Consider the following 16,125-nt stretch of genomic DNA (forward strand, 5'->3'; position numbering starts at 1 on the left):
GCGCAGAGATAAAAAAAGCCAGCCGAATGTTCGGCTGGCTTTTTTGCTATCAGAGCAGGTCGCGAAGATTAACCAACCAGCTGATAGAGGATGGCAGAGATGGCGATCATCCCCATGGTTGCAACGAAGGCGTTGCTGATATGGCCCTGATACTTCGCCATGGCCGGTACGCGCTTGATGGCGTACATCGGCATGATGAACAGGATGGTAGCGATGATCGGGCCGCCCAAGGATTCAATCATGCCCAGGATGGAGGGGTTAGCCACGGCGGTGCCCCACAGGGTCAGGATGAAGAAGGCGATGATGAACATCTCGACTTTCTTGGCATTCGGCTCTTTGCCGGAGTTGCGCATGTTCTGCACGATCATCCCTTTCAGACCTTCACGGGCACCCAGATAGTGGCCGAAGAAGGAGGAGACGATGGCCACGAACGCAACCAGCGGACCGAAGTAGGAGATGATGGGGCTGGCATGCTGGTTGGCCAGATAGGAGAGCACGGCGATGTTCTGGGCCTTGGCTTCTGCCAGCTGGGCCGGTGTCAGGCTCATGACGCAGGAGAAGACGAAGAACATCACGAAGCCCAGCAGCACCATGGCGGTACGCTTGAGGATGGCATCGGCTTTCTGGACGGCGTGATCACCGTGATCGCGGCGCTGTGCCAGCGAGAAGCTGGAGATGGCCGGGCTGTGGTTGAAGGAGAAGACCAGTACCGGGATGGTCAGCCACAGGGTGGTGGCGAAATCTTTGGCAGAGGGTACTTGCTCCAGCGCGGCGCCGGTCCAGTCCGGAATGAGGTACAAAGAGATACCGGCCAGAATGACGATCAGCGGGTAAACCAGGAACTCGGTGACTTTCAGCATCAGCTTCTCACCGGCCAGCATCACCGACATCATGCCCATGATCAGCACGATGGAGAGGATCCAGCGCGGCGGGGCGCTCATCTGCAGCTGGTTGACCATGAAGCTTTCAACGGTGTTGGTGATACCCACGCCGTAGATCAGCACGATGGGGTAGATGGCGAAGAAGTAGAGCAGGGTGATTAATTTACCGGCCCCCACGCCAAAGTGCTCTTCCACCACTTCGGTGATGTCTGCATTGGGCTTTTTGGAGGAGAGTACGAAGCGGGCCAGACCACGGTGGGCCAGATAGGTCATGGGACCCACCAGCAGCGCCATGACGACCAGCGGCCAGAAACCGCCCATACCCGCGTTGATCGGCAGGAACAGGATACCCGCGCCAACCGCGGTCCCGAACAGGCTGATGACCCAGGTAGAGTCGCGTTTTTCCCAACGAGTGGTTTGAGTAGAGCGGATCCCTTGCTCTGTTGACGCCGCAACTCCCTGCGTGCCAGTGACTGTGTTTGACATCTATCTCACCCCGAATGTGTGGTTCTTATTAAGTCGGCGCAAGGATACGGTTTTTTTAATCAAAAATGTTGATCAAATTCATCTTTACGGCACAGAAAACCGCACTTTCTTATGGAAATGTGATCAAAACAAGAAAAGTTCAATTTTTGTTTATCATCTGGCACGTTAGTTTAGTGTTAACGAGCAAATTTTGTGCGCGTAAATGTAAGCGAGATGTTATCTGGCGAGGTGTCGGGCTAGCTGGTTGATCATGCTGGCGGTGGCTCCCCAGATAAAGTGCTGTTGCCAGGGGATCCAGTAGATGGTGTGCTGTTTTCCGCCTCTGGCAAGGGTCAGGGGGATGTGGTTGCGCCGATCCAGCAGATGAGTCAGCGGCACTTCGAAGGCATGATCCACCTCATCCGGACTCAGGATGAGGGGATAGTCGCCATCGAGTAGCCCCAGCACCGGCAGCACCTCGAATCGTGACACCGTATTGAGCGGGTTGAGGGTGCCGATCACCTCGATCAGCTGCGCCGGAATGCCGAGCTCCTCTTCGGTCTCCCGCAACGCCGTGGCAATGAGGTTCTCATCGCCGGGATCCTGCCGCCCACCGGGGAAGCTTATCTGCCCCCCATGATGACGCAGCCGGGGGCTGCGCCGGGTCAATAACACGCTGAGCCCTTCGTCGCGCATCACCACCGGGATCAACACCGCCGCCGGACTGAGCCCGCCAATGGCGAGGCGATGGGCCGGGGCGGGTTGCTGCAACTGGAAGCGGGTCAGCAGTTCGTGGCGATCCATGGGAGGCAGCTCCATCTTTGATGCGGTTGCTGGTCGGGGTTACAGCGCCGACAACGGCGGCAGGATGCGGGCGACCTTGTCATAGGTCTCCTGATATTCGCTGTCGGCATCGGAGTCGGCGATGATGCCGCCACCGGCCCAGCAGTGCAGACGACCCGCTTCGGCGATCAGGGTACGAATGCAGATGCTGGTATCCATCCGGCCATGCTGGCTGAGATAGCCGATGCTGCCGCAATAGGCATTGCGGCGCTGGGGCTCCAGCTCCTCGATGATCTCCATGGCGCGGATCTTGGGGGCGCCGGTGATCGAACCGCCCGGGAAACAGGCCCGCAGCAGATCGACCCCTTGCCAGCGTGCATCCAGCTCACCGTGGATGGTAGAGACCAGATGATGCACAGCCGGAAACGACTCCACGCTAAAGAGATGAGGCACGCTGACCGAGCCCGGTCGGCTGACCCGCCCGATGTCGTTGCGCAGCAGATCCACGATCATCAGATTTTCTGATCTGTCCTTGTCGGCCTGCGCTAGCTCCAGCGCGACTTGCCGATCGGTTGCCGGATCAGGGTGGCGAGGGCGAGTGCCCTTGATGGGCTTGGTTTCGATATGGCGGCCATCGAGCAGCAGGAACCGCTCGGGTGAGAGGCTCAGCAGCGCACTATCCGGCAAGCGGATAAAGGCTGAGAAGGGGGCCTTGTTGGCGGTTGCCAGCAGGCAATAGGCCTGCCACTCATCCCCCTGATAGGGGGCGCTGAAACGCTGGGTCAGGTTGATCTGGTAGCAATCCCCTGCGGCGAGGTATTCCTGAATGCGGGCAAACTTCTCGCCATATTCCGCGCGGCTCATATTGCTCTGCCACGCCCCCTGCAAGGCAAAAGCGGGGAGCGGGGCGGCCTGTTGTTGTTCAAGCCAGGCCAGCCGCTTGGCAAGGCCCGCTTCATCCCCCCAGTGCACCAGCTGCCAGTCACCGTTCGCCACATTGCGCAGCAGCGCCCAGTCGTAGATACCTACCGCCATGTCCGGCACTGCGATATCGGCGGCGGCCTGCACCGGCAGTCGCTCGAAGCGGCGGCCGAGATCATAGCCAAACAGACCGAGGGCGCCGCCAATAAAGGGAAGGCGAGTGGCGCACAGATCCAGTTCCCCCAGCAGCTCTTGCTGGGTATGGGCCAGCAGGGCGAGGGGATCTTCATGGTGCTCGCTGCTCTCGCCATGCCGGGTGAGCGTGGTGACCAGACCACGGGTCTCGAGGGTCGCCAGCGGATCGGCGCTGATGATATCAACGCCGTTGTCGGCGCCGAGTGGCCCTGCCGATTCCAGCAACATGGCCCACGGCTGATGTTGCAGGCGGGCAAAAAGCTGATGGAGTTCAGCACTATGGTCTAGATGATGGATATGAAGTGTTGGCGTCATTTTATGTTACACAGGCAACAGTTTAGTTCCCGAACCCTAGTCGGTGCTGGTGGGCAAGCGTATCATAGGTGCCGGTGACTTAAGAAAAAACTGCCGTGTCGTTCGTTTTTTGCTGGTTGATAGTTTTTAGCCAGCACGTCAGCACGGCCCATCATATGGAAGCCCTTGCTCTGCCTTTTGGCAGGGATAAGGACCAGTGAGGATGATATGAGCATTATAAAAAAACAGGATTTCATCGATTCTATCGCAGATGCCCTCCAGTACATCTCCTATTACCACCCGTTGGATTTTGTCCAGGCAGCCAAAGCGGCCTATGACCGCGAGGCCAACCCGGCCGCCAAAGATGCCCTGGCCCAGATCCTGATCAACTCCCGCATGTCCGCCGAAGGCCATCGTCCGCTCTGCCAGGACACCGGCATCGTGACCTGTTTCGTCAAGATCGGTATGCAAGTCCAGTGGGACAGCGACATGACGGTGCAGGAGATGGTGGACAAAGGCACTCGCCGTGCCTACACCAATCCTGACAACCCGCTGCGCGCCTCCGTGCTGGCCGATCCGGCTGGCAGTCGCAAGAATACCAAAGACAACGCCCCTGCTGTGGTCCATATCGACATGATCCCCGGCAACAAGGTGGAAGTGAGCATCGCGGCTAAAGGCGGCGGCTCCGAGAACAAATCCAAGATGGTGATGCTCAACCCCTCAGATGATGTGGTCGAGTGGGTACTGAAAACCGTGCCGACCATGGGCGCAGGCTGGTGCCCGCCCGGCATGCTGGGGATCGGTATCGGCGGTACCGCCGAAAAAGCCGCGGTGCTGGCCAAAGAGGCACTGATGGAGCACATCGACATTCAGGAGCTGATCGCCCGTGGTCCCGAGACCACTGAAGAGAAGCTGCGGGTCGAGCTCTACGACAAGGTCAACAAGCTGGGGATTGGTGCCCAGGGTCTGGGCGGCCTGACTACCGTGCTGGATGTGAAGGTCAAATCCGCGCCGACTCACGCTGCCTCCAAGCCGGTGGTGATGATCCCCAACTGCGCCGCCACCCGTCACGTTCACTTCGAACTGGATGGCTCAGGCCCCGCCGAGCTGACCCCGCCGAAACTGAGCGACTGGCCGGAGATCACCCGTGAAGCGGGTGGCAACGTGCGCCGCGTCAACGTCGATGGCATCACCAAGGCAGAGCTCGCCAGCTGGAAGAGCGGCGATACCGTGCTGCTGTCGGGCAAGATCCTCACCGGTCGCGATGCCGCCCACAAGCGTATCGCCGACATGCTGAAAAATGGTGAAGGATTGCCGGAAGGGGTCGATTTCACCAACCGCTTCATCTACTACGTAGGCCCGGTCGATGCGGTGCGTGACGAAGTGGTTGGCCCGGCTGGCCCCACCACCTCCACCCGGATGGACAAGTTCACCGACATGATGCTGGGTGAAACTGGCCTTATCGGCATGATCGGTAAATCCGAGCGTGGCCCGAAAACCGTCGAGAGCATCAAGCAGCACAAGGCCGTCTATCTGATGGCGGTGGGCGGCGCCGCTTATCTGGTTGCCAAGGCAATCAAGAAGGCGCGTGTGGTCGCCTTTGCCGATCTCGGCATGGAAGCGATCTACGAGTTTGAAGTGGAAGATATGCCGGTGACCGTTGCGGTCGACTCCGAAGGCAACAATATCCACGAAACCGGCCCGGCCTACTGGTCTGCCAAGATTGCCGAGCTGGACGGCAAGCTCTCCTCCTGAGTGACCGTTTCCGCTGCCGGTTAACGGCATCGGCCATGTAAAAAAGGCGCATCCATCCGGATGCGCCTTTTTGCTTTGGCTGGCCTGTTATGGCTCAAGTTGGCCGTTTGCGGCAAGCGGGTATAAAAAAGGATGGCGTCACGCCATCCTTTTTCGTTGTGCTTGTGCTCTGGCAGTAGACAGCAGAGCAATCGCCCTTGGCTTAGGCCTTTTTCAGGTAGGCGGCAACCAGTACGATCTGCACGCCGTTGACTTTGCCTTCGATATGGAGCGGGTTGTTGGTCAGACGGATGCCCTTGACCAGGGTGCCACGCTTGGCGGTGAAACCGGCGCCTTTCACGTCCAGATCCTTGATCAGGGTGACGGAGTCGCCCTCTTGCAGTACAGCGCCGTTGGAGTCAACGGTCGGCGTGCTGTCGTCATCTTCGTCAGCCAGTCCGGCTTCGGCCCACGCCTTGGCTTCGTCTTCCATGTACATCATGTCCAGCAGATCCTGAGCCCACACCTCACCTTTGCCGGAGAGAGCTTTGAGCTGGCGCCATGCCATCACCTGCACCGCAGGCACCTGGCTCCACATGCTGTCGCTCAGGCAACGCCAGTGGTTGACCACCAGGGTATCCGGTTGTTCCAGCTGACCACGGCAGGTGTCACAGATAGCAACGCTGTGATCATCGTCGCTGGCGGGGGAGTGAGGCACCACGAAGGCGGTCAGCGCCTGCTCGGCGCTGCACAGTTCACACTTGGCGCCCGCGCGCGCTTGCAAAATGGCGTTGATGGTCATGTTGTTGGTCCCATAGCTAGTGTAAAGCGACCCGCGTTGGCGGGGCGCGTGAAAGAGGGGGCGGAATATAGCATAAAACCCCGTACTTTGTCAGGTCTGCCCTCGGTCACTGGTTGGCCGTGTTGTCGCGTGGCACTGATGACAAGGTATTGAGGGTGCAATTTGAAGCGGGATCGCTAGAATGAGCCTCTTTTTTGACTGCAAGGCAGGGGCATTCGTGCTGGCTCAACGTTTTCAACAACTGGATCGACTGCTCACCCGCTACCGGCGCTGGTGGCAATATCAGCCATATCATCATCTGACCATGGCCTTTGCCGATGAGGCGCCCGATCTGGCGGCGCAGCTCAATGGGCTGACGCTGACCCAGCTGGCGGAGCTCGATGCGGATATGGATGCCCTCAGCACGCTGCTTGCCCCCTGGATTGCCGAGGGGGCCGAGCTGCAGCACCTCAGCCAGCTTGCCCCTTTTACCCCGGAGCCCATCACCTGCAGCAAGGAGATGGCGCTGCACATGCCGGGGCGCAAGCAGGCCCAGATCGAGTCGTTTACCGCCTGTCTGCCGGCCCATCAGGGCCCCTATCTGGAGTGGTGTGCCGGCAAAGGCCACCTCGGGCGGCTGGTGTCACTTCATCGACAGGCTCCGATCCTCAGTCTGGAGCTGCAAGATCAGCTCTGTGACGAAGGGCGGCTGCTGGCCGAGCGGGATGGCGCCAATATGACCTTTACCTGCGCCGATGCCTTTGCCCCCGAGTCGGCGGCGCTGATCGCCTCCGAGCACCACGCCATGGCACTCCATGCCTGCGGTGAGCTGCACACCCATCTGCTGGAACGGGCGGCCGAGCGCGGTGCCCGCGGAGTGACTATCTCTCCCTGCTGTTACCACCTGATCCGCAGCAGCCACTATCGCCCGCTGTCGGCCGCGGCCAACGCCAGCGAGCTGGTATTGAGCAAGGCGGATCTCAAGCTGCCGCTGCAGGAGACAGTGACCGGCGGCGTGCGGATCGCTCGCTTGCGGGAGCAGGAAGTGGTGTGGCGGCTCGGATTTGACTGCCTGCAGCGTCAGGTGCGCGGGGTGGATGAGTATCTGCCGGTGCCCAATATGCAAAAGAGCCTGCTGACCGGCACCTTCGAGGCATTCTGCGGCTGGGCTGCCGAGCGCAAAGCGATAGCGCTGCCCGCCGGACTCGACTATCCCGCCTTTTTGGCACACGGGGAGCGCCGCTTTGGCGATGTTGCCCGCATGGAGTTGGTGCGTCATTTGTTTCGCCGTCCTCTCGAGATCTGGCTGGCGCTGGATCGCGCGATCTTTTTGCAAGAGCAGGGCTATCGGGTCGAAGTGGGGGAGTTCTGTGCCAAACCCATGACCCCGCGCAATATCCTGATCCGTGCCGTGCGCACCTGACGTCCGGCTCTCTCGCGCATTTCGCTTGAACATTGATGATGGTTGACAGGCTGAGCGTGTCAGCCATTTTTTTCATCACGAACAATGAATGGATGGCAGGTCACCTGGCCGTCTCATCCTTCCAAAAAGTCGCGACAGATCACGCTTTAAGGTTTTCGTTTGGGTTCTTTTTCTTTGTTTCAGCTGCCCTGAATATCACAAGGTGAAATGGCTCACAAATTCCGCCTATTTCTTAATTCTCATCGTGAATTTAGTGGTTAAAACACCTAATCTTGGAGCGCGTTATTCTCAAACAAGGACGGTAAATATGTTCAAACCCAAGCGTTGCGCCTGGCTGATCGCCGCTGCCTGCGCATTGCCAAGCTATGCCGCAATGAGTGCAGCCATGAATATTCAACCCGATCCGCAAAATGCGGGGGGATATGTGATTGCGGCACCGGATCTGGCTGCCGTGGAAAAAGCCAAGACGGCCAATCCCATGTATGCAATATGGGCCAAGGCATTGGCCACCCGGTCTAATAAAATAGTCGATGCCATTGAACCGGGTCTGGCAAGCAATCCTGACAACGTAAAACGGGTTGAACGGGTATTTCCCCAATCTGAATGGGAATATTTAACCCAGATGGCGGCGCCGGAATATACCTATGTCCGCTTCTTGCGGGCCATTGGTAAATTCCCTGCGTTCTGCGGCGAATATACCGACGGGCGCGATTCTGATGCGATCTGTAAAAAATCCATTGTGACGGCCTTTGCCCACTTCTCTCAGGAGACCGGCGGCCATATTGCCAAGGAGAACGTCTCCGATAACCCGCTGGGGCTGGAGGAGTGGCAACAGGCGCTGGTGCATGTGCGGGAGATGGGCTGGTCAGAGGGGCAGACCGGTTACACCACCGGCTGTGGCCAGAACGACTGGCAGAACAAGAAGTGGCCTTGCAGCACGGGTCAGGGGTACTTCGGCCGCGGCGCCAAGCAGCTCTCCTACCACTTCAACTACGGCGCCTTCTCCGAGGCGATGTTTGACGGCGATGCCTCGGTGCTGCTCAACAACCCGGGGCTGGTAGCTGACTCCTGGCTCAACCTCGCTTCTGCTATCTGGTTCTTCCTCACCCCGCAGGCCCCGAAACCGGCCATGCTGCACGTAATTGATCGCACCTGGGTACCTTCCAAACGGGAAGCTGACGCCGGTATCGGCTATGGCTTTGGCACCACCATCAACGTCATCAACGGCGGTATCGAGTGTGGCGAACAGAACAAGGACAAGGGGCAGCCGGTCAATCGCATCCGTTACTGGGAAGGGCTGGCCAACCACTACCAGATCCCGATCAAGGCGGATGAGAAGAACACCTGCTGGCAGCAGACCCCCTATGGCAGCCTCAATCTCAACGGCGCCACCGACGTGCTCTACACCAACTGGGATGGCAACTGGAAATACTATCCGGATCGCCCGGGTGGTTACTCCTTTGAGTGCGAGCTGGTGGGCTTCCAGACCGCTTATTCCGCGCTGGTACCGGGTGATTACGAGAAGTGCGTGACCAACTTCTACGGCTCCCACGCCAACTGGCCGAAAGTGCGGATCGTCGCCAAGCTCGATCCCGCCCCGGTCGATCCGGTTGACCCGCCCATTGATGGTCAGCCTGCCTGGGAGGCCAGCAAGGTCTATATCTCGGGCAACAAAGTGAGTTACAAGGGCGCCGTCTATCAGGCCAAATGGTGGACGCAGGGGGATGATCCCGCCAAAGGTGGCCCGTGGGCGTTGGTGACAACCAAATAAAGAGATAGTCCATTGGCTGGTCGATAAGGAGAGGGGGCTTGGCCCCCTTTTTAGACATTTTGACTGTGGGGGATAATATGCTGCCGCTATTGAAACGAGCTCCATCAATGTGGCGGGGTAGTTGTGGTGTAGCTGTACTGATCAACCAACTTTATTTTTCTTGTTTAAATTGACGTAAAACGGGACATATCAAATTTTATTGATGGGTAATAGTTAAGTCTCAGTTTGATTCTTGCCGCCTGATGAACTCCGAGAGTTATTGTGTTATTTTTTGCTAAACGATCTGTTCGAAGAGTGCACCCATGACGCCATTCCTCTCATATTTCATGATTAAGGTGTTCATTCTTCTCATCTATAAATCTATCGCATCGCATCGCATCGCCTTGCAATGTTTTTAACAGAAACTGATCTGAAAAATGCTCGGTGTAAATATGCTATGTATCCATTTATTTACGGAGGCAAGTGCATAGTTCAGCAGATGTTTTTTGACTGCCAACGAGGTAATCTTGCGTGATTGCAAAATAATCGATAAGGGAAGCGATATGGAGGGTGGTTGTCATTGCGGTGCTATCCGCTACAAGGTGCTGGCGGTACCTTTTGCTGCTGATTTCTGCCACTGTCGGGATTGCCAGCGCACAACAGGGGCACCGGTCGGCGCCTGGATGGATTTTCGGGTAGCACAAGTGCGGTGGCTGTGTGGTAAACCGACCGAGTATGCATCCTCGGAGACTATTCGCCGCGGCTTTTGCGCAAAGTGTGGCTCTACTCTCAGCTATTGCAGTACCCAATATCCCGAATACCTTACTCTGGCCATCACGTCTCTTGATAATCCTGAGGCGATCACGCCGACCTACCACATTTATACCTGCAGCCAGATGCCCTGGTTGCCGATCCAGGACGATTATCCCCGTTATCCGAAAGGGAAATAGCTTGCGGCTTAACCAGTAAGCAGATAGCAGGAAAGAGGAGTGCACCATGGAACTGGTGGTAATCCGCCATGCTGAGACGCAGGCCAATGCCGAGGGACGTTATCAGGGGGCGTTGGATATCGGGCTCAATGACGATGGCGTGCGCCAGATCTCCCGGCTGGCTGAGGAGGTGGCAGTGACAATGCCGCCGTTCGATCGGCTGCTGGCGTCACCCCTGCTGCGAACAAGAGAGTGCGCGGCCATCTTGTCTCGCCAGTTGGGATTGCCTGTGGAACTTGCGCCAGCCTTTCGTGAGCGGGATGTCGGCTTGTTTGAAGGGCTGACACAGGCAGAGGCTAGGGCGCGATATCCCGAACTGTGGGCGCGCAATATCACCCGGCGCTGGGCGCAAGCACCTCCCGGTGGTGAAACCCTGGACGAGGTGATTGCCCGGATCTCGCAGGGATTAACGGCACTGGCTTCGACCACTGAGGGGGAGCGAGTATTGCTGGTGGCGCACGGCGTGGTCGCCAAGGTGATCCGCGCCGTAACGATTGCCGGTTTTGATGACTTCTTCGAGTGGCAACTGCCCAACGGTGGCATGCTGTCGGTGAGGCTCTCTCTGGCTGATGGTGGCCCACTGCGCTTTAGCCGTCCCCTTGATGGTTGTGATTGAAGAGTGCACCAAAAGCAGGACGAAAAAAGCAGCGCTACCGAAGAGGGTTGCGCTGCTTTTTGTGTTTGTTGCGGTTGGTTATCTCTGAAGGCACTGGTTAGCAGTGTCAGTACAGGGCAGGGGCGTGCGCCCTCAGATCGGCTCCGGCTCCTCTTTGCGGCAGCAGTTGCGCCCCTGTTTCTTGGCCATATAGAGGGCGGTGTCGGCTCGTCTAACCATCTTCTCTACAGTGTCATGGTTGCCCTTGCTGGCGCTGATCCCGATGCTGATGGTCAATGAGACCTCAAGCGCTCCGGATAGCGCATGGCGGGCCGATTCCACCGCCAGTCTGATCCGCTCGGCGCTGGCCCAGGCCAGTTCCAGCGAGGTCTCCGGCAGCAGCACGATAAACTCCTCGCCGCCCCAGCGCCCCAGCATGTCTACCTCGCGCAGCTGCTTGCCGATCCGGTTGACCAGGCTCAGGATCGCCTGATCCCCCTGCTGGTGGCCAAAGGTGTCGTTGACCTCCTTGAAGTGATCGATGTCGATCAGCAGCAGGCTCATGGTGTGGCCAAAACGCTGGCAGCGCTGCATCTCGGCGTTGACCAGCTCATCGAAGCGACGCCGGTTGGCAATGCCGGTCAGGGGATCCGTGGTGGCGGCTACCTTTAGCTCCTCCACCAGTCGCGCCCGCTCGGAGATGTCGCGCAGGATGGCGGTCATCTCGGTGGTCTGGCCCAGATTGATCTTGGCGATGGTCACCTCCAGCGGAAATTCGCTGCCATCACGGCGCAACCCCACCACGGAGGCGCGGGCATGCATCGGGCGCGAATTGATGGGGGAGTTGCTGAACGCCTTGAAGTAGCTGTCGTGGTTGGCGCGAAAGCGCTGTGGCAGCAGGGTTTCCAGCCGCTTGCCAAGATAGCTCTCGTCGATGCCGAACATCTCGCAGGCGGCGGTGTTGATAAGCTCGATCCGCGATTCGCTGCTGACGCTGATGATGCCGTCATAGGCAGAGTTGACGACTGCTTCAAAGCGGCGGCGACTGGTCTTGAGCGCCTCTTCCAGCTGCTTTTTGGCGGTGATGTCGATGGCGGTGACGATGATCCGGTTGATCCGTGCCTGCTCGGGAATGATGGGGGAGAGGACAAAGCGCCACCAGCTGGTGCGCGACAGGCTGTCGATGGGGAGCTCGCTCTCCACCCCGGTCTGCTGGCTCACGCATTCATGCATCGGCTGCTCGATACTGCTGGTGATGTAACGGGGAAACATTTCGTTCAGCCGTTTGCCAATACAGCCAAGCACCTCGATCTCGAAGGCTTTGGCGAAGGTGTCGTTAGCTGATATCAGGACAAAATGGTCATCCTTGTCGAGGCTGAATACCGCCACGGCAGCGCCGATGGCGTCGAGGGATGACTTTATGTCGGCATGGGAACCTTGTGTAAACATGCGACCTCCACGGCGAATAACATATTGATATTCAGTATAGTGTGGTCGTTTGGCTAACTACTCTTCAATATCCAGCAACACCAGAATGGCGCTGTCGCCGCCCCATTCGCGAGGAGCCTGATGGAAGGCGCGCACATTGGGATGCTGGGCCAGCCAGCTGGGAATGCGCTGCTTGAGAATATGTTTGCCGATGCCGTGCATCACCGAGGCAACGTGAATGTTCTCTTTTTGGCAGAGAGTGAGCAGGGCGGCCAGCTCCTGTTTTGCCTGCTGCTGGTTCATGCCGTGCAGATCGAGATAGATCTCCGGCGGATAAATGCCCCGTTTGAGCTTTTTCAGCTCAAATTTTGACACATCTTCCCGCACGTAACGGGTCGGCCCATCGTCCTCGAGATGGGGCTGATACTCATCGCTGAAATAGTGGTCAACCCCAAGCTTTTCGCGGGTTTCGCGCAATTCGCGTTTCTGCTTGACCGGGCGTAACTCGGCCCTTATGGTATCTTGCTTGATTTTCCGGGTACCTTTTATCGCATCGCGGAACAGCAGGGTTTCCTCGTCTGTCGGTGAGGGCGTTTTTTTCATCGGATGCTCATTTATTAGGTATGCGTCTTGCCCGCTAGATAAGTTGGGCTCGGGCCGGATATTACTCGACTTGGAGGTGGATTTGGACAAGATATTTATCGATGAGGTGGTTGCCGAGATGCACACCATCCAGGACATGTTGCGTTGGGCCATGAGTCGTTTCAACGACGCCGGGATTTTTTACGGTCATGGAACCGACAACGCCTGGGATGAAGCTGTGCAGCTGGTACTGCCCGCGTTACATCTGCCACCGGATGTAGACCCGGCCATGCGCCACTCCCGTCTCACCAGCAGCGAGCGTCACCGTATTGCCGAGCTGATTATCCGCCGCGTACAGGAGCGGGTACCTGCCGCCTACCTGACCAACAAGGCTTGGTATGCCGGTTGGGAGTTCTACGTGGACGAGCGAGTGCTCATTCCCCGTTCCCCGATTGCCGAGATGGTGGCTGACCGTTTCGCGCCGTTCCTCAAACATGAACCGACCCGGATCATGGATTTGTGCACCGGTTCCGGCTGTATCGCCATCATCATGGCCCACGAATTCCCGGAAGCGGAAGTCGATGCCATCGACATCAGCGTCGATGCGTTGAACGTGGCCGAGCGCAACATCAACGATCACGGGCTGGAGCAGCAGGTCATTCCGATCCGCTCCGATCTGTTCCGCGACCTACCGGCGGGCGACAAGTACGATCTCATCGTCTCCAACCCGCCCTATGTGGACTCCGAAGACATGTCGGATCTGCCGGATGAATTCCGTCACGAGCCCGAGCTGGCGCTGGCGTCCGGCTCCGACGGTCTCAAGCTGACCAAGCGTCTGCTGGCCCATGCGGCAGATTTCCTCAAGGATAACGGTGTGCTGGTGGTCGAAGTGGGCAACAGCATGATCCATCTGGAAGCCCAGTTCCCCGAGATCCCCTTTACCTGGGTTGAATTCGAAAACGGCGGGCACGGTGTCTTTGTGATGACCCGTGACGAGCTGGTGCAGTATCAGGATCATTTCGCCATCTACAAGAACTAAGCAGGAGCGCGCATGGCAGGGAACAGTTTTGGTCAACTCTTTCGGGTCACCACCTTTGGCGAGAGCCACGGCCTGGCGCTGGGCGCCGTGGTCGATGGTTGCCCGCCGGGGCTGGAGATAAGCGAAGCGGATCTGCAGGGCGATCTGGATCGGCGCAAGCCGGGCACCTCCCGCTACACCACGCCGCGTCGCGAGCCGGACGAGGTGAAGATCCTCTCCGGGGTGTTCGAAGGCAAGACCACCGGCACCTCCATCGGGCTGCTTATCGAGAATACCGATCAGCGCTCCAAGGATTACTCCGACATCAAGGATCTGTTCCGGCCGGGTCACGCTGACTACACCTATCACCAGAAGTATGGTCAGCGCGACTATCGCGGCGGCGGTCGCTCCTCGGCGCGCGAGACCGCGATGCGGGTGGCGGCAGGTGCCATTGCCAAGAAGTACCTCAGACAGGTGCATGGCATCGAGATCACCGGTTTCCTCTCCCAGCTCGGCCCCATCAAGGCCGAGGCGTTCGACGCGGCGCAGATTGAGCAGAATCCCTTCTTCTTCCCCGATGCGGGCAAGCTGGAGGAACTGGATCAATACATGCGCGACCTGAAAAAAGAGGGCAACAGCATCGGTGCCAAGGTGCAGGTCATTGCGCGCAATGTGCCGGTGGGCCTGGGTGAGCCGGTGTTCGATCGCCTCGATGCCGACATTGCCCACGCCATGATGGGAATCAATGCGGTGAAAGGGGTGGAGATCGGCGATGGTTTCGCGGTGGTGGAGCAAAAAGGCTCCGAACATCGCGACGAGATGACCCCGGCGGGTTTTGCCAGCAACCATGCGGGCGGCATTCTGGGGGGGATCTCTTCCGGTCAGGATATCGTGGTGAGCATGGCGCTCAAACCCACTTCCAGCATCACTGTGCCGGGCAAGACCATCAATACCGAAGGCGAGGCCATCGAGATGATCACCAAGGGTCGCCACGATCCTTGCGTCGGTATTCGCGCCGTGCCCATCGCCGAAGCCATGCTGGCGCTGGTGTTGATGGATCACCTGCTGCGCCATCGCGCCCAGAATCAGGGGGTGTTGACCCATACCCCGCAGTTGCGCTGATCGGCGCTGCTGCCCATCGACTGATCGCTCCTGCTCGGGGATCCGGTTCGGTAACCAATACAAAGGCGACCTCATGGTCGCCTTTGCTATTTCCGGGGACGGTTTATCCCGTCAATGTTCATTGATGATGCGGGTCAGCAGATCTGCGGCCCCCGGATCGGCATTGAGGCGACAGCTGGGGGGCGAGAACTTGCCATGGGTTTTGGGCAAGGCGTGGATCGCCTCGTTGATCTTGAGGAGCTGCGCGTCGCTCACGCTGTTTTTGGCAAACATCAGGCTGACCGGTTGGTGGTGCAGCAACAGCTGACAGCTGATAAATCCCTCGGCGCCCAATTGGGAGAGCCGATAGCGGGCATATTGCCACTCCATGATGATGCCATCGAGGCGGCGGGCCAGCAGCAGATCGATCATTCGCTCATCGGCATTGTACTCGGTTGCCCCCTTGAGGGCGGGGCACTCCTCCATCTGCTGGATGGGGCGGGTGCCGCGCAGCTTGCCAAGCTTGAGCCCCTTGCTGTGGCAAAGCTCGGGCAGGGTATCGAGCTTTGCCCAGCGATCCTGATGGCCGGGGATGGGGTCATTGCTCAACAGCACATACGCGCTTTGGCGGTAGGGATCCGAGAAGCGGGCGTACTGTTGGCGCTCCGGCAGCGGCAGGGCGGCCATCGCCACATCCAGCTGATCGTGTTCCACCAGATGGAGCGCTCGCGCCCAGGGGATCTCGCGAAACTTGGGGGTGAAGCCTGCCCGGGTGAGGATCTGGCGGGTCAGGCTGACATCCAGCCCGTCGAGCTCGCCCCGGTTGTCGATCTGGCTAAAAGGGGGCCAGTGGCTCCAGGCCACGGTCAGGGTCTGGTCGGCCTGCAACGCAGGGGAGAGCAGCATAAGCAGCAGGCCGATCCGAATGGACCATCTGCTGCGGATAGCATATCGCGTGGTCATAGCCAAACCTCGTTATCCCGTTCTTCTATCATGTGTCCTGTCGTCCGCATGTCCGGGCCGGAGCTGCGGAGGCAGATATTATGTTGGCAGTTAATAGTGTGGTGCCTGCGCCAGCGGTCAACGGGATTATTCGGGGGGCAGCAGGGTAATGCCAGTCAGTTAAGCCTGACTGGCATTGTTTTTATTGGCTTTTTTCACACTATACCTCTGGGGCCTTGGCTT

General features: G+C 58.5%; 14 protein-coding genes. 7 read left to right on the forward strand and 7 right to left on the reverse strand.

The features are described from left to right. Nucleotides 1–68 precede the first annotated feature (68 nt). From OKC27_RS16150 to pabB, 3 genes are all read right to left on the reverse strand, one after another. Nucleotides 69–1,367, reverse strand: a complete 1,299-nt coding sequence (locus OKC27_RS16150) for a serine/threonine transporter (protein ID WP_042657394.1) — start codon at nt 1,365–1,367, stop codon at nt 69–71. Between the two features lie 216 nt (nt 1,368–1,583). Continuing rightward, the gene (locus OKC27_RS16155) at nt 1,584–2,150 is read right to left on the reverse strand and encodes a CoA pyrophosphatase (protein WP_058051929.1); all 567 of its coding nucleotides are present in this window, start codon (nt 2,148–2,150) and stop codon (nt 1,584–1,586) included. A gap of 39 nt (nt 2,151–2,189) precedes the next feature. Continuing rightward, nucleotides 2,190–3,473, reverse strand: coding sequence for an aminodeoxychorismate synthase component I (pabB, locus tag OKC27_RS16160; protein WP_270806464.1), 1,284 nt, complete (start codon nt 3,471–3,473; stop codon nt 2,190–2,192). 294 nt (nt 3,474–3,767) lie between these two features. Here pabB and OKC27_RS16165 point away from each other — a divergent pair, with 294 nt between their 5' ends. After that, entirely contained in the window at nt 3,768–5,294 is a 1,527-nt protein-coding gene (locus OKC27_RS16165; protein ID WP_270806465.1) for a fumarate hydratase, read from the forward strand. A gap of 202 nt (nt 5,295–5,496) precedes the next feature. Here the strand turns inward: OKC27_RS16165 and OKC27_RS16170 are convergent, their stop codons facing one another. Next, the gene (locus OKC27_RS16170) at nt 5,497–6,075 is read right to left on the reverse strand and encodes a PhnA domain-containing protein (protein WP_033136973.1); all 579 of its coding nucleotides are present in this window, start codon (nt 6,073–6,075) and stop codon (nt 5,497–5,499) included. A gap of 181 nt (nt 6,076–6,256) precedes the next feature. On the opposite strand from OKC27_RS16170, the gene OKC27_RS16175 reads away from it, so the two are divergent. The 4 genes from OKC27_RS16175 (at nt 6,257) to OKC27_RS16190 (ending at nt 10,832) form a co-directional block, all read left to right on the forward strand. Next, nucleotides 6,257–7,477 carry a methyltransferase gene (locus OKC27_RS16175; protein ID WP_270806466.1) on the forward strand — a complete coding sequence of 407 codons (1,221 nt, stop codon included), beginning with the start codon at nt 6,257–6,259 and terminating at the stop codon, nt 7,475–7,477. A gap of 307 nt (nt 7,478–7,784) precedes the next feature. After that, complete coding sequence (locus tag OKC27_RS16180) at nt 7,785–9,248, forward strand: chitinase (protein ID WP_270806467.1); 1,464 nt, start codon at nt 7,785–7,787, stop codon at nt 9,246–9,248. A gap of 485 nt (nt 9,249–9,733) precedes the next feature. After that, on the forward strand, nt 9,734–10,177 hold the full coding sequence (locus tag OKC27_RS16185; protein ID WP_232093533.1) for a GFA family protein: 444 nt from the start codon (nt 9,734–9,736) through the stop codon (nt 10,175–10,177). A gap of 46 nt (nt 10,178–10,223) precedes the next feature. Further along, entirely contained in the window at nt 10,224–10,832 is a 609-nt protein-coding gene (locus tag OKC27_RS16190) for a histidine phosphatase family protein (RefSeq protein WP_234601390.1), read from the forward strand. A 132-nt stretch (nt 10,833–10,964) separates the two neighbouring features. Here OKC27_RS16190 and OKC27_RS16195 read toward each other — a convergent pair whose 3' ends face one another. Both OKC27_RS16195 and smrB read right to left on the reverse strand, forming a co-directional pair. Next, nucleotides 10,965–12,260 (reverse strand): sensor domain-containing diguanylate cyclase, encoded by a 1,296-nt coding sequence (locus OKC27_RS16195; protein WP_111806965.1) that lies wholly within the window; start codon nt 12,258–12,260, stop codon nt 10,965–10,967. Between the two features lie 57 nt (nt 12,261–12,317). Then, nucleotides 12,318–12,842: an endonuclease SmrB gene (smrB, locus tag OKC27_RS16200; RefSeq protein WP_139708163.1), complete on the reverse strand. Its 525-nt coding sequence runs from the start codon at nt 12,840–12,842 to the stop codon at nt 12,318–12,320. A gap of 82 nt (nt 12,843–12,924) precedes the next feature. On the opposite strand from smrB, the gene prmB reads away from it, so the two are divergent. Next, complete coding sequence (prmB, locus tag OKC27_RS16205; protein WP_042657459.1) at nt 12,925–13,860, forward strand: 50S ribosomal protein L3 N(5)-glutamine methyltransferase; 936 nt, start codon at nt 12,925–12,927, stop codon at nt 13,858–13,860. 12 nt (nt 13,861–13,872) lie between these two features. After that, nucleotides 13,873–14,961 carry a chorismate synthase gene (gene aroC / locus OKC27_RS16210; protein WP_270806469.1) on the forward strand — a complete coding sequence of 363 codons (1,089 nt, stop codon included), beginning with the start codon at nt 13,873–13,875 and terminating at the stop codon, nt 14,959–14,961. A 111-nt stretch (nt 14,962–15,072) separates the two neighbouring features. Here the strand turns inward: aroC and OKC27_RS16215 are convergent, their stop codons facing one another. Continuing rightward, a complete protein-coding gene (locus OKC27_RS16215) occupies nt 15,073–15,903 on the reverse strand; it encodes a substrate-binding periplasmic protein (RefSeq protein WP_270806470.1) in 831 nt (276 codons plus the stop codon). Between the last annotated feature and the right edge of the window lie 222 nt (nt 15,904–16,125).

The organism is Aeromonas sp. QDB62 (genome assembly GCF_027705695.1).
In the GTDB taxonomy this organism is placed as follows: Bacteria; Pseudomonadota; Gammaproteobacteria; order Enterobacterales; family Aeromonadaceae; genus Aeromonas; species Aeromonas allosaccharophila.

Excerpts from the sequence above, each read along its gene's own strand:
- OKC27_RS16180 (WP_270806467.1), top strand. The coding sequence starts at position 7,785 with ATGTTCAAACCCAAGCGTTGCGCCTGGCTGATCGCCGCTGCCTGCGCA.
- OKC27_RS16215 (WP_270806470.1), bottom strand. The coding sequence starts at position 15,903 with ATGACCACGCGATATGCTATCCGCAGCAGATGGTCCATTCGGATCGGC.
- OKC27_RS16195 (WP_111806965.1), bottom strand. The coding sequence starts at position 12,260 with ATGTTTACACAAGGTTCCCATGCCGACATAAAGTCATCCCTCGACGCC.
- OKC27_RS16175 (WP_270806466.1), top strand. The coding sequence starts at position 6,257 with ATGAGCCTCTTTTTTGACTGCAAGGCAGGGGCATTCGTGCTGGCTCAA.
- OKC27_RS16150 (WP_042657394.1), bottom strand. The coding sequence starts at position 1,367 with ATGTCAAACACAGTCACTGGCACGCAGGGAGTTGCGGCGTCAACAGAG.
- OKC27_RS16170 (WP_033136973.1), bottom strand. The coding sequence starts at position 6,075 with ATGACCATCAACGCCATTTTGCAAGCGCGCGCGGGCGCCAAGTGTGAA.
- smrB (WP_139708163.1), bottom strand. The coding sequence starts at position 12,842 with ATGAAAAAAACGCCCTCACCGACAGACGAGGAAACCCTGCTGTTCCGC.
- OKC27_RS16155 (WP_058051929.1), bottom strand. The coding sequence starts at position 2,150 with ATGGATCGCCACGAACTGCTGACCCGCTTCCAGTTGCAGCAACCCGCC.
- aroC (WP_270806469.1), top strand. The coding sequence starts at position 13,873 with ATGGCAGGGAACAGTTTTGGTCAACTCTTTCGGGTCACCACCTTTGGC.
- OKC27_RS16190 (WP_234601390.1), top strand. The coding sequence starts at position 10,224 with ATGGAACTGGTGGTAATCCGCCATGCTGAGACGCAGGCCAATGCCGAG.
- pabB (WP_270806464.1), bottom strand. The coding sequence starts at position 3,473 with ATGTTGCTGGAATCGGCAGGGCCACTCGGCGCCGACAACGGCGTTGAT.
- OKC27_RS16165 (WP_270806465.1), top strand. The coding sequence starts at position 3,768 with ATGAGCATTATAAAAAAACAGGATTTCATCGATTCTATCGCAGATGCC.